This window comes from Roseixanthobacter finlandensis, assembly GCF_043195105.2.
In the GTDB taxonomy this organism is placed as follows: Bacteria; Pseudomonadota; Alphaproteobacteria; order Rhizobiales; family Xanthobacteraceae; genus NCEH01.
The window spans coordinates 3,847,352-3,862,205 of sequence record NZ_CM195536.1 but is presented as its reverse complement, the minus strand read 5'-3'; the positions used below and the strand labels follow the sequence as shown (position 1 = coordinate 3,862,205).

At 71.0% G+C, this 14,854-nt stretch carries 1 protein-coding gene; it reads left to right on the top strand.

Going from position 1 to position 14,854, the window contains the following annotated elements; genetic code table 11:
* Positions 1-121 precede the first annotated feature (121 nt).
* Positions 122-14,854: a non-ribosomal peptide synthetase gene (locus V5G24_RS18170; protein WP_394080426.1), complete on the top strand. Its 14,733-nt coding sequence runs from the start codon at positions 122-124 to the stop codon at positions 14,852-14,854.

Sequence of the window (14,854 nt, the reverse complement as noted above, 5' to 3'; positions counted from 1 at the left end):
CAATGAAACTACAGAATAAGTGCGTCCTTCATAAGACATTGCAATTCCGCTGCCTGTCATAGGCGTGTCGCAGTTTCGGGATCATTGGGGCTTCGCTCGCGGTAGAAACTTTCGGGGCATCATGAAATCGCAACAAGACGCGATGACGCTGAGCCATGCCTTGGCATCGAGTGCGGGGACAGCCGGGGGCATCACCTATTTCGGAGCCAGCAGGGGTTCCAGCTTCCTGTCCTATGCGGGCCTGCGCGCCCGCGCGCTGCGGTGGCTGCACCGGCTCCGCGAAGCCGGCGTGCAGCCCGGCGACGAGGTGCTGATCGCCACCGACGACATCGAGCTGTTCACCGCTTTGTTCTGGGCCTGCATTCTCGGCCGCATCATCGCCGTGCCGGTCTCCACGCCCACCGGCGACGAGGGGGCGCTGAAGATCGGCCATATCTGGGGCGTGCTGCACCGGCCCTGGCTGGTGGGTGATGCCCGTGTCGCCGGTCGCGTGCGCGCCGTGGCGGATCAACTCGAGGCGGCGACCGCCGCCGCGCTCGCGCGCATCGAGGCGCGCACCCTGGTGGTCGACAGCGCGCAGATAGAGGGCCCGGAAGCGCCGCAGGCCGAGGTCGAGCCGGACGATATCGCCTTCGTGCAATTCTCCTCCGGCTCCACCGGCGCGCCCAAGGGCGTGATGGTGACGCACGCCAATCTGCTGACCAATTGCGCCGCCATCCTCGGCGCCATCGACCATCCGGGCGCGCCGCCGCGCTTCGTCAGCTGGATGCCGCTGACCCATGATTTCGGCATCATCTGGTTCCACATCCTGCCCACCGTGTTTGGGCTCGACCATGGGCTGATCCCGACCAAGCTGTTCGTGCGCAATCCCCTGGTGTGGATGCAGGCGGCCTCTGATCTTAAGGCCAATGTCACCGGCGGGCCGAACTTCTCCTATCGCCATTTCCTCAAATATTTCGATCCCGACGCGCCGCGCGACTGGGACCTTTCGAATCTGCGGGTGATCGCCAACGGGGCCGAGCCCATCGCCTGCGCGCTCGGGATGGAATTTTCCCGCGCGCTCGCGCCGTTCAAGCTGCCGCAGACCGCGCTGACCCCGGCTTATGGGCTCGCGGAAGGCACGCTGGTGGTCTCCATGGCGCCGCCGGACGAAGAGATGTTCAGCGTCGTGGTGGACCGCGCGCAGGTGAGCCCCGGCCAGCCGGTGCGCGAGATCGAGGGCACCGAGGCCGGCGTCTCGCCGGTGGATTTCGCCGATATCGGGCGGCCCATCGCCGATGTGGCGGTGCGCATCGCCGACGATGACGGCGCCGCGCTCGCGCAGGGCGTGGTCGGGCGCATCCAGATCCGCGGCGCCAGCGTGACACGCGGCTATTACAATAACGCGGCCGCCACCCACGCGGCCTTCACTGCCGACGGCTGGCTCGATACCGGAGACCTCGGGTTTTTGCGCAATCATCGGCTCGTTGTCACCGGCCGGCGCAAGGATGTGATCATTCTGAACGGCGCGAATTTCTATCCGCAGGACATCGAGCGGGTGGCGAGCGCGGTGGAGGGGCTGGACCTCAACATGGTGGTGGCCTGCGCCATCGGCCGCGAGGTGACCGGCGACGACCGCGAGCACGTGGCGCTGTTCGTGCTCCACCGCCGCGATGCGGAGAGCTTCGCCCGCATCGCCGCCGGCGTGCGCGACGCGGTGCTGCGCGAAATCGGCATTCCGGTGGATTATGTGCTGCCGGTGGCGCGCATTCCCAAGACCACCAGCGGCAAGGTGCAGCGCTATCAGCTGGTGCAGCGCTTTGTCGTCGGCGAGTTCCAGGAGGTGCGCGCCGATCTGGAAGCGCGCGAGGCGGCGGACGCCGCCGAGCTTGCCGCGGCATTCGCGGCCGGCGATGAGGCCGCGTTCGCGGGCCACCTGCGCGCCCTCGCGCGGCGGATCGTGGAGGGCGGCGAAATCGGCCTCGACCGGCCGTTGATGGAAAGCGGCTTCACCTCGCTGCGCCTGGTGGAATTCGCCCGCCGCCTCGCCCTCGCATTGGGCCTGCGGGTGCAGGTGACCTTCCTGTTCGAGCACGCGACCCTTTCCGCCATTGCATCAGCGCTTCTGGCTCTGCCGTGTGCTGACGCGGGCGGGGATGCACCCGCCGATGATACGGCGCCCGCCGCGCCGCCGTCCCTTTTGCCCGCGTCGGCCTCGCGCATCGCCGTCAGCGGCCTCGCGCTGCGCCTGCCCGGCGGGGTGGAGACGCCGGACGCCTTTCTCGATCTGCTGCTGGCCGGGCGCGATGCCACGAGCGCCAAGCCGGCCGGGCGCTGGGGCGAGCTGCCCGCCGGGCTCTGCATCACCGAGCGCGGCGGCTATCTGACCGATATCGAGACCTTCCCGGCGCGCTTCTTCAATCTCACCCCCGCCGAGGCGGAAGCGATCGATCCCCAGCAGCGCCTGCTGCTGATGACCGCCTGGGAAGCGCTGGAGCGCGCCGGCCTCGATCCGACCGCCCTCAAGGGCTCGCGCACCGGCGTGTTCGTGGGCGTGAGCGCGGGCGATTATGTGCAGGCGCAGGCCCGCACCGGCCGGCTCGACGCCATCGGCCCCTATGCCTTCACCGGCACCATCCCGAGCGTCGCCGCCGGGCGCCTCGCTTATGTGCTGGGGCTCCAGGGGCCGGTCCTGTCCGTGGATACGGCCTGCTCGTCCTCGCTCGCGGCGCTGCATCTGGCGGTGCGCGCCCTGCGCTCGGGCGAATGCACGCGCGCCATCGTGGCCGGGGTCAATCTCATCCTCAGCCCGGACCTTCAGGTGGGGCTCACGCGCATGAACGCGCTGTCCCCGGACGGACGCTGCAAGAGCTTCGATGCGGCCGCCGACGGCTATGGGCGCGGCGAGGGCTGCGTCGCTCTGGTGCTGGAGGCGGGGCGTGCGCGGCCGGCGCGGGTGCTGGCTTATGTGCGGGGCAGCGCGATCAATCACGATGGCGCCTCGAACGGGCTGACGGCACCCAACGGCGCCGCCCAGCGTGCGGTGATCGCCGATGCGCTGGCCGATGCCGGCCTTGCCCCGGCGGATGTGGATTATGTGGAAGCCCACGGCACCGGCACGCCGCTCGGCGATCCCATCGAGGCCATGGCGCTCGCGGAAGCCTATGGGCGGGGACGCGCGGCGCCGCTGAAGATCGGCTCGGTGAAGACCAATATCGGCCATCTGGAAGCCGCCGCCGGCCTCGCCGGCCTGGCCAAGCTGCTGGTGGCGATGCAAGCCCGTACCCTGCCGGCTTCGCTGCATCTCAACACGCCCAATCCGCTCATTCCCTGGGCCGAGCTGCCGCTCGCGCCGGTCACCGCCGCGACTCCCTGGCACAGCGCCACCGGCGCGCCGTTGCGGGCCGGCCTCTCCTCCTTCGGCATGAGTGGCACCAATGCCCATGTGGTGATCGAACAGGCCGAGGACGCGTCGAACGACGCCCCGGAACAGGCCGCGCCGGTGAATGCGCGTCCCACCATCCTGCCGCTGTCCGCCCGCACGGCGGAGGATCTCGCGATCCTCGCAGCGCGCTATGCCGATGCGCTGGAGGGGGCGGACGCCGCCCGCCTGCACGATCTCGCCCGCACCGCCGCCTGCGCCCGCGCGCAATTCGAGCATCGCTTCGCGGTTTCGGGAGCAAGCACGGAAGAGTTCGTCGATGCGCTGCGCGCCGCCACCTCGCGCCGGGGCGAGGGCGCAAAGGCGCCGGCCCTGGTGTTCCTGCTGCCAGGGCAGGGGGCGCATGCGCCGGAAACCGTGCGCCATCTGTTCGCCGCAGAACCCGCCTTCCGGGCCGCGCTTCTGGAGGCGGACGCGGCGCTCGCCGGCGTGCTCGACCGCCCCTTGAGCGAGATCCTGCTGGGCGAGGATGCGCATCTGCTTGCCCAGACCCGCTACAACCAGCCCGGCGCGGTCGCGCTCGCTTTGGCCGGCGCCGCGCTGCTGCGCAGCTTCGGGCTTGAGCCTGACGCGGTGTTGGGCCATTCGGCGGGCGAAATCGCCGCCGCTACCATCGGCGGGCTGATCGCGCCGGACGCTGCCCTGCGCTTCGCCGCCGCGCGCGGCGCGGCCATGGACGCCTTACCCGGTGGAGCCATGGCGGCGGTGGAGGCCGAGCCGGCGCTGATCGCGGAAATCCTCGCCGACCTGTCGGAGCGCGTCTGCGTCGCCGCCTGGAACGGGGCGGCGCGCGCCACTCTTTCCGGTACGCATGAAGGTGTTGCCTTTGCCGGCGCGCGGTTCAAGGCGCGCGGCTGCCGGGTGACCCCGCTCAGCGTGTCCCACGCCTTCCATTCGCCCATGATGGACGGGGCGCTGGAGGCGATCCGTGCCGCCGCCGTGACCCTCGCGCCCGGCACGCCCGCCTGCCGGGTCATCTCCTCGCTCACGGGCGCGGTGCTGCGCCCCGGCGATCTGGCGGACGGCGCCCATTGGGTGCGCCATGCCCGCCAACCGGTGGCGTTCGCCGCCGCTTTGTCCACCGCCGCCGAATCCGCTGCCGGCGAAGGTGGGACGATCCTGCTGGACCTCGGCGTGCGGCCGGTCCTGGCGCCGCTCGCGGCGGCGGCACTGCCCTCGGCGCGGGTGCTCTCCTGCTTCGATGCGCGCCAGGGCGAAGGCGCGCTGCTGCGCCTCGTCGGCACTTTGTTCGAGCTCGGGCAGCCGATCGCCTGGCCGGCGGTGTTCGCCGGCCGCGCGGGCCGCATCGCGGATGCGCCCACTTCCCCCTTCACCGGCCGCACCCGCGTGCTGCCCACACGTCACGACATGGTGCCCATGGCGCAGATCGAGGCGGGCCGCGCGCCCGAAACCGCTTCGCACGCAACCGCTTCGCCCGCGAGCGCGTCGCACGTCCCGCTTGCGCCCGCCGTCCGCACCCTGCCGCGCGCGGCTGTCGCCGGCACCATCCGCACCATATTGCGCGGCATCGCCGGCCTTGCGCCACAGGATGTGGAGGGTGGCACCTCCTGGTTCAGCCTGGGGCTGGATTCGCTGCTGGTGGTGCAGCTCCAGCAGGCGCTGGCGCGGGAATATGCCATCGACCTGCCGCTGGCCGAGGTGATGGAACGCGGCGACACGCTCGACAAGCTCACCGACCTCGTGCTCGACCGCGCCGCGCCGCCCATGGAGCCCGCGCCGGCCCCCGCCAGCGAACCCTTGCCCGGCGAATCTCTTCTCGCCGTGGCGGCCCTCGCGCCGCAGTCTCGCGCCATGTCCGCCCCGGCCCTCGCACCGCTGGTTGTCGGTGAGGGGGCGAATGGGCTGATGGCGTTGCAGATCGAGGCCATGAGCCGGCTCTTCACCCAGCAACTGGCAGCGCTCGGCGCTGGCGCGGCCCCTGCCGCCGCACCGGTCGCCGCACCGGTCGCCGCACCCTTGCCGCCGCTGGCCGCCGCCGCTGCCCGCCCTGTCGCCAGTGCTGTTGCCTCAGTCCCGGCCGCGCCGTCTCCCGCACCCAACGCAAAGCAGGAAGTGAAAGGCCTGTTCAAGGCCGACCGCAGCCAGCGCAAGGAATTGGGCGCCGTCCACGCCGCCCATGTGCACCGCCTGGCGCAGGCCTATAATGCGCGGACCCGCGGCTCCAAGGCCCATACGGCGGCGCATCGCGACGTCTATGCCAATCCGCGCGCGGTCATCGGCTTCCGCCCGGAATGGAAGGAGCTGAATTATCCGCTCCATGTGGAGCGCGCCGAAGGGCCGTTCGTGTTCGACATGGACGGCCATCGCTATGTCGACATCACCATGGGCTTCGGCGTGACCCTGTTCGGGCACAATCCGCCGTTCGTGCGCGAAGCGTTGCTGGCCGAGATCGCCGCCGGCTATCCCATCGGCCCGCAGACCCCGCGCGCCGGGCGTGTCGCCCGCAAGATCCAGGACATGACGGGCGCCGAGCGCGTCGCCTTCTTCACCACCGGCACCGAGGCGGTGATGGTGGCGCTGCGCCTCGCCCGCGCCAAGACCGGCCGCCGCAAGATCGTGACCTTCGTGAATTCCTATCACGGCACGTTCGACGGCGTGCTGGCCGTGGGCTGGGCGGACGGCGAGAAGGTCAACACCATGCCGGTCAGCGACGGCACGCCGGAAGGCATGGTGGAAGACGTGATCGTGCTGCGCTACGGCGATGCCGACGCGCTCGACATCCTCGCCCGCCATGCGGACAGCCTCGCCGCCGTGCTGGTGGAGCCGGTGCAGAGCCGCGACCCCGCAGTGCAGCCGCGCGAATTCCTGCATCGCCTGCGCGATCTCACGGCGGCGCACGGCATCGCGCTGATCTTCGACGAAACCATCACCGGCTTCCGCGTGCACCCGGCCGGCGCCCAGCACCATTTCGGCGTGAAGGCGGATATCGTCACCTATGGCAAGGTGGTGGGCGGCGGGCTGCCGATCGGCGTCGTCACCGGCACGGCGCATTATCTCGACGCGGTGGACGGCGGCAATTGGCTCTATGGCGACGACAGCGTGCCCACGGCGCGCACCGCCTTCGTCGCCGGCACGTTCAACAACCATCCCCTCTCCATGGCCGCCGCCGAGGCGACCTTGGATTATCTGGCGGCGCAGGGCGAGGGGCTGCAAGACGCGCTGAACGCGCGCACAAAGGCCATGTGCGAGGAGCTGAACGGCTGGTTCGCGGCCGAGCAACTGCCCATCCGCATGGTGCACTTCTCCTCGCTGTTCCGCTTCGACTATGGCGGCGACACGGAGATCTTGAACTATCATCTGTTGAAGAACGGCATCTTCGTGTGGGAGGGGCGCAATTGCTTCCTCTCCACCGCCCACGGGGACGCCGAGGTGCGCTTCCTCATCGATGCGGTGAAGCTGGGCATTGCCGAGATGCGCGCGGGCGGCTGGCTGCCGCCGCGCGATCCCGCAACGCCGCCCACAGGCCCGCAGCCGGGCGCCTTCCCGCTCGGCCGGGGCCAGCGCGAGATGCGCGCGCTGATCGCGGCGGATCCGCAGGCGAGCCTTGCCTATAACGAGATGGTCGCGCTCGACCTCTCGGGCCCGCTGGACGCGGCGGCGCTGGAGCGTGCGTTCGCGGCGCTGGTCGCCCGCCACGACGCCCTGCGCATCGTGCGGCTGGACGAGGCCGGCTGCCATCTGTCCAGCACCGCCGAGGCGGTCCTCGCGTGCGAGGATATGGCCGCCGCGTCGGACGTGCGCGCGCGGCTGGAACGCGATCTCGCCACCGCCTTCGATCTGTCGCGCGGGCCGCTCGTGCGGGCGCTGCTGCTGCGCCTGTCGGGCGCGCGCCACGTGTTCGCCTTCACCGCCCATCACATTATCGCCGACGGCTGGTCGCTGGGCCTGATGGCGAGCGAACTGGCCGCGCTCTATGGCGCGCACATTACCGGCGCCCCCGCATCGCTGGCGCCGGCACGGTCGTTCGGCGATTTCATCGCCTGGACGCGCGACCTTCCTCCCGCGTCGGGGCAACTGCCCCCCGCCGTGCCGGTGGCGCTGCCGCGCATGGGCGCAGGAGATGACGGGCGGGTGCATCTGAAGGCGGACCGCGCGCGCGGCGCCGATATTTTCGAGGATGCCAAGGCCTATGCCCGCCGGAAGGGCGTGAGCCCCTTCATGGTGATGCTGGCGGCCTACGCGCTGCTGCTCGGCCGGCTCGGCAACCAGCGCCGCCTCACCATCGGCGTGCCGCTCGCGGGCCACACCGCCGCCGGCCTGCCGGTGATGGTGGGCGCCGCCTCCGCCATCCTGCCGGTGACGCTAGACCTCGATGCCGCCGCCCCGTTCGATGCCCTGGTGGGGCAGGTGCGCGCGGCGCTGAACCTTGCCCAGCGCGAGGCCACGCAGCTCCTCGGCGAGGAGGTGCCGGCCGAGGGCGTCAGCGTCAACGTGCTGTTCAACCTCGATCGCGGGTTCGAACTGAGCCTGCCCGGCCTTGCGCTCGACTGGATCTCCCCGCCGGTGCGCCACGCCAAGAAGGACCTGTTCCTGAACCTGCTGGAATTGAACGGGGAAACGCTGATCGATTTCGACCATGCCGGCACGGTGGCCGATGCGCCCACCGCCCGCCGCTGGCTCGACAGCTTCCTGTCCCTGCTCGCGGAAGGCGTGCGCGCGCCGCAGACCCTTCTTGCGGACCTGCCGCTCTCGCCCGCCGACCGTGCGGCACAGGGCGCCGCCGAACGCGATGGCCGCGCGGCGTTCGACGTGTTCGGCCGCGCAGCCGCCATCGGCATTCCGGCGCCGCTCGCCGCACGCGACACGGCACGTGACTTCGGTGGCGATGCCGCGGGCGACTGGGTGCGCACCGGCGAACTGGGCGTTCTCGCGCCGGACGGGCGGCTCGCCATCCTCGGCCGGGAAGAGGATTTCGCCGCGACCTCCACCGGCCTCGTGGATCTGCGCCCCGTCGCGCAGGTGCTGCGGGAACATCCCGCGCTTGCCGATGCGGCGCTGGTGTACGAGGGCGGGACGCGCGAGGGTGAGGGCTTCACCGCCTTCATCGTCGGGCATGCGGGCGCCGCGCCGGATTTCGCCGCGCTCGCCGCTTATTGCGCGCTGCGCCTGCCGGTGGAAAGCCGGCCCGCCGCCTTCCTGGCCTGCGCCGCGCTGCCCCTCCGCGCCGACGGCACGCTTGACCGCGCCGCGCTCTCCGCCTTGCCCGGCGTGCGCGTGCCCGCCCGCCTGATGGTTACGCCGCGCACGAGCGAGGAACAGGTGATCGCCGGCATCTGGGCCACCGTGCTGGGCCTGAAGCAGGTTGGCGTCACGGAAAGCTTCTTCGATCTCGGCGGCCACAGCCTGAAGGCGCTTGCCATCCTCGCCCGCGTGGAAGCCGCGCTCGGCCGCGCGGTGCCGCTGCGCGCCTTCTTCGAGCAGCCGACCGTGGCCGGGCTCGCCGCCAATCTCTCCACCGGCGCGGCCCATGCGCCGATCGCGCCGCTGCCGCCGGCCGCCGATCATGCCCCCGCCAAGGTCCAGGCCGGCCTGTGGATGCTGGAGCAGATGGACCCCGGCCTGATCGCCTATAATATCGGCTTCGTTCTGCACGCCGATCGTGCCTTCGACGAAGCGGCGCTCACCCGCGCGCTGACCCGCCTCGCCGCCCGCCATGAGAGCCTGCGCACCGCGCTGGTGGAGGTGGACGGCCTGCCGCGCCAAGTGATTTCCCCGGAACCGTGCCTCGATCTGCGGGGTGAGGCGGCGGCGCATCTGTCCGCCGAAGCGCGGGATGCCGTGCTGCAAGACTTCGCCAGCGCGCCGTTCGCGCTCGACCGGGCGCCGCTGTGGCGCGCGCTGCTGCTGCGCGGCGGGACGGGCGACGTGGGCGAAGGCGGGGACTCTTGCGCCTTCACGCTCCACCACATCATTTCCGATGTCTGGTCGGTGGGCGTGTTCACGCGCGATCTGCTGGCGCTGCTGGCCGAGGAGAGCGGCGGCGCGCCGGCTGCGCTGCCCGCGCTCGACGTGCAGTACAAGGATTGCATCGCCGCCCCGCGCCCTGATGCCGAGGCGCATCTCGCTTATTGGCGCGCGCAGCTTTCCGGCGCCCCGGTGCTGGACCTGCCGGCCGATGCGCCGCGTCCGCCGCGTAAGACCCATGACGGCGACCATGTGGTTCAGCTCATTCCCGCCGCCGAGGCGGCCGCGCTGAAGGCGCTGGCGGCGGCGCGGGGGGCGAGCGCGTTCACCGCCGTGGCGGCGGCCTTCCAGGCCCTGCTTTCCGGCATCACGGGTGCGCGCGATCTCGTCATCGGCACGGTCACCGCCGGGCGCGATCATCCCGCCACCGCCGACCAGATCGGCTTCTTCGTGAATACGCTCGCGCTGCGCGGCCGCATCGACCCGGACCAGGGCTTCGCCGCGCTGCTGGAGACCACGCGCGACGCCCTGCTGGCTGCCGCCGAGCATGGCACGGTGCCGTTCGACCGCGTGGTGGAGGCGCTCGGCGCGCCCCGCGATGCCGCGCGCAATCCGCTGTTCGAAGTGGTCCTGGTGATGGACGACCGGGACGAGATTTCCCGCCAGCTGCGCGGCACCGGGATGCGCCTCGACGAGGTGGATATTCCCGCCGCCCAGTTCGACCTCACCCTTTATGTGACCGACGGCGCCGAGGGCTTGCGCATCAAGGCCACCTACAACACCCGCCTGTTCGCCCGCGCCCGCATCGCCGGCTGGATGGCGCGTCTCGCGGATCTGGTGCGCGCGGTCTGCGCCGATGCGCGCGCGCCGCTCTCCGGGCTGCTGGCTGAAGCCGGGACGAGCAGCGACGGGACGCGCTTCGCGCTGCCGAGCTTCCACCAGGAACGGCTCTGGTTCGTGGACCGGTTCGAGCGCGGTGTCCTCTATCCGGCTGGGCCGACCTATTACAACATGCCGGTGATCGCCCGCATCGACGGCGGGCTGGAGACCGCGCGCCTGGAGCGGGCGGCGCAGCGCCTCGTGGCGCGCCACGAAATTCTGCGCATGGCGCTCGCCACCCGCGAGGAGCGGCCCGCGCTCGATATCCGGGCCGAGGCGCGCCTTCCCATCACGGAAATCGAGGTCTCCCCCGGCGCCGGGCTCACCGCGCTGGAGGCGGCCTCCCGCCAGTCCTTCACGCTCGATGCCGCGCCGCTCGCGCGGCTCACCCTGTGCCGCGAGCGCAATGGCGGCACCAATTTCACCGCCACATGGCTGGCGCTGACCGCCCATCACGGCATCGCCGACAAGGCGAGCCTGCACAAGCTGATGGGCGAACTCGCCGATCTCTATGCCGCCCCCGATGGCGCCATGCCGGCGAGCGGCGCGTTCAGCGGTGAAGTCGCCGCCCCCGAGCGCGCCGCCGAAGCCAGCCATGGCGCGGCCGCCGCCCATTGGCGTGCCCGCATGGAGGGGCTCGCGGCCCTCGTCCTGCCCACCGACCGGCCGCGCCCGGCGATCCACACCTATATCGCCGACCGCGCGGCCGGATGGGTGGATGGCGCGACGCTGGCTCGGCTCGATGCCTTCGCCGCCGGCGAGGGGCTCTCGCGCCGCGACGTGCTGCGCGCCTGCTATCAGGCCCTGCTTCACCGGCTCAGCGATCAGGCCGACATCATCATCGGCGAGCCGCTGGAGCCGGCCGGCGCGATCGCCGCGCTCGGCCCGCGCACCAATCTTCTTCCGCTGCGGGTGAGCCTCGATCCCGGCGAGAGCTTCGCCGCCTTCGCCCGCCGTTCCGCCGCCCGAGCGGCCGAGGATGCCGCCCACGGTGCCATGCCGTTCGACCTTGCCGTGCTCGCGGTGAAGCCAAAGAACGACATGAGCCGCACCGCTTTGTTCGACGTGCTGTTCCATTATGACGCCGCCCACGGCGCCCCCGCGCCCGCCTGGCACGGGGTCGATACCGGGCTCGGCTGGGGCAAGTATGACCTCGTGCTGTCGCTCACCGCCGATGCGGACGGCGTGGCGACCAGCCTCGTCTTCAACCGCGACCTGTTCGATGCCGCGACCGGCGCGGACATGAGCGAACGCTTCGTGCGCCTCGTCTCCGCCGCCATGGCCGCGCCCGGCAGCGCGCTTTCGACCCTCGACATCATGCTGCCGGGCGAGCGCACGGCTCTGCTCGCCCGCGCGGCGGATGTGGCGGATTATCCCGCCGACCTCACTTTGGTCTCGGCCTTCGAGGCAATGGCCGCCGCCCATGCCGGGCGCATCGCCGCGAGCGACGCGGCCGGGGTCCTGACCTACGAAGCGCTGAACGCCCGCGCCAACCGCATCGCCCATGCCCTGATCGCGCAGGGCGTCGCGGCGGACGAACTAGTGGGCCTGCTGGTGGGCCGCACGCTCGCCATTCCGACCGGCATCCTCGGCATCCTCAAGGCCGGCGGCGCCTATCTGCCCATCGATCCCGCCTATCCCGAGGATCGCATCCGCTTCATGACCGGCGACAGCGGTCTGCGCCTGATCGTCACGGATGCGGCGCACGCGGCGCTGGCCCGCTCGCTCGGGGCTCAGGTGCTGGTGATCGAGGATGTGGCGCTGGCCGGCGGCGCGGCGGTGTCCGCCAATCCCGCGCCGCGCGCGCGGCCGCAGGATCTGGCCTATGTGATCTACACCTCGGGCTCAACCGGACGGCCCAAGGGCTGCATGATCGAGCACCGCAACGTCATTCAATTGTTCTTCCATCGCGGCCGTTCGTTCGATTTCGGCCCGCGGGACGTGTGGACGCTGTTCCATTCCGCCTGCTTCGATTTCTCCACCTGGGAACTCTACGGCGCGCTGCTGTTCGGCGGCCGGGTGGTGGTGGTGCCGCACGAACTCACCCGCGAGCCCGGCGCATTCCTGGACCTGCTGGCGCGCGAGGGCGTGAGCGTGCTGAGCCAGACGCCCACCGCCTTCTACGCCCTCACGGATGCCGCATGCGCCCGCGAAGCGCTGCCGCTGCGCCTGCGCGAGATCGTGTTCGGCGGGGAAGCCCTGCTGCCGGCGCGGCTTGCGCCATGGCGGGCGCGCTATCCCAAGGCGCGGCTGGTCAATATGTACGGCATCACCGAGACCACCGTACACGTCACCTTCAAGGAGATCGGCGCGGACGAGATCGCCGACGGGCGCAGCGTCATCGGCGCCCCGCTTCCTTCCTATGGCGTGGTGCTGGTGGGGCCGGACCTTTCGCTTCGACCGCGCGGGCTGACCGGGGAGATATTGGTCAGCGGGCACGGCGTCGCGCGCGGCTATCTCAACCGGCCGGATTTGACCGCCGAACGTTTCATCTCCCATTCCGATCTGCCCGGGCAGCGGCTCTATCGCTCGGGCGATCTCGGACGCATCGGGGCGGACGGGGAACTGCTCTATCTCGGCCGCATGGACGATCAGGTAAAGATCCGGGGCTTCCGCATCGAGCTGGGCGAGATCGAGCGCCAGCTGATCGCCCATCCCGGCATCCGCGATGCCGCCGTCCTGCCCGAGGGCGCGGACGGCGCGGACAGCAGGGGCGAGAGCCTCACCGCCTATATCGTGCCGCAGGCCAATACCGAGGGCGAGGCGCTCGGGCGCGAGGCGCTGTTCCACCATCTCGCCGACAAGCTGCCGGATTATATGATCCCCGCGCGCTTCATCCGCGTCGCCACGATCCCCCTCACCGCCAATGGCAAGGCGGACCGCCGGGCGCTGCGGGCGCAAGGCGGCGCGCCGCTCGGCGCCCAGGGCGGCGCGCAAGGGCAAAGCGCGGCCGCGCTCACGCCGTTCCAGCAGGCGGTGGCGGATATCTGGTGCGAGGTGCTCGACCTGCCGGCGGTGGCGCTGGAGGATAATTTCTTTGAGCTCGGCGGCCATAGCCTGAAAGCCAACCAGGCGGTGGTGCGCCTGCGCCAGCGGCTTGGGGCAAGCCTCGATCTGCGCGATTTCTTTTCTTCCCAGACCCTCGGGGTGCTCGCCGAGCTGATCGCCGGGCGCGCCGGTGCCGCGACGCAGGTGCAGCCGCGCGCTTTGCGGCCGGCGCCCGAGGCGGCGGATTATCCGCTCTCCTTCGCCCAGCGCCGCCTGTTCATGGTGCAGGCGCTGGACCCGTCCACCGTCACCTACAACATGGTGGGCGCGATCCACCTCGACGGCGTGGTGGATTTCGATGCGCTTGCCCGCGCCTTCGGGGCGCTGGTGGCGCGGCACGAAATCCTGCGCACGCGCTTTTTGACCCGGGGCGGCAGCCCGCGCCAGCAGGTGTGCGCCGCAGGCCCCGACGAACTCTTCCTCGCGCGCGGCACGGGCGGTGAGGATGAGATCGAGCGCCGCCTTCAGGACGAATTCCATCATGTGTTCGACCTCGCCGCCGGCCCGCTGCTGCGGGTGCATCTGCTGGCGGACCCGGGGCGCGCCGGCGGGGCGATCCTCATCAACATCCATCACATCGCCTGCGACGGCTGGTCGGTGAATGTGATGCTGCGCGATCTCGAAGCGCTGTACCGGGCCGCGCTCCACAGCCCCCGCGCCGCCGCGATCGACCTGCCGCGCCTGTCGGATCTGGCGCCGCTGGACCTGCAATATAAGGATTACGCGGTCTGGCAGATGGGGCAGGAGCCGACGGCGGCGGCGCGGGCCTATTGGCTCGGCCGCTTCGAGGAAGGCGCGCCGGTGCTGCATCTGCCCACCGACCATGCGCGGCCCGCCCGCCCGAGCGGCGCCGGGCGCATCGTGCCGGCGATCATGGACGATGCGCTGACCGCCGGCCTGAACGCGCTCGCCCGGCGCGCCGACACCAGCCTGTTCGTGCTGCTCACCGCTTTGGTGCGGCTGCATCTCGCCCTCCTGTCGGGGGACGAAGACATCGTCATCGGCACCCCGGTTGCCGGCCGCGACCGGTTGGAGCTGGAGCCGCAGGTGGGCTTCTATCTCAACATGCTCGCCCTGCGCGGCCAGGTGCGCGAGGGCGCCGCCTTCGCCGATCTGCTCGCCGCCGAGCGCGCGCTCGTTCTCGACGCCTTCGCCCATCAGGCCTTCCCGTTCGACGCTTTGGTGGAGGCGGTCGGCCCCGCCGAGGAAGAGGGGCGCGCGCCGCTGTTCGACGTGGTGGTGATCCTCCAGAACAACGATCCCGTGCGGCTCGATCTCGGCAGCGCCACCGGAATTGCCCTGCGCGATGCCAGCGTGAGCGCGAAATACGATCTCAACTTCATGTTCGAGGAGAAGCCGCACCTCGAATTACTTCTGGAATATTCCAGCGATCTGTTCGATGCGGGGACGATTGAGGGTTTGGCGGGGGATTTCGTGCGCCTCGCGCGCACGGTGGTTGCCGCGCCCCAGGCGCTGCTCGGCGATCTGCGGGCGGTGCTGGCGCCACCCGAGCCGCAGCCTGAAATCTCCGAGCCCGCCGCCCCTGCCGCGGGCCTGCTCGACCAGCCGGATGCGTGGTGA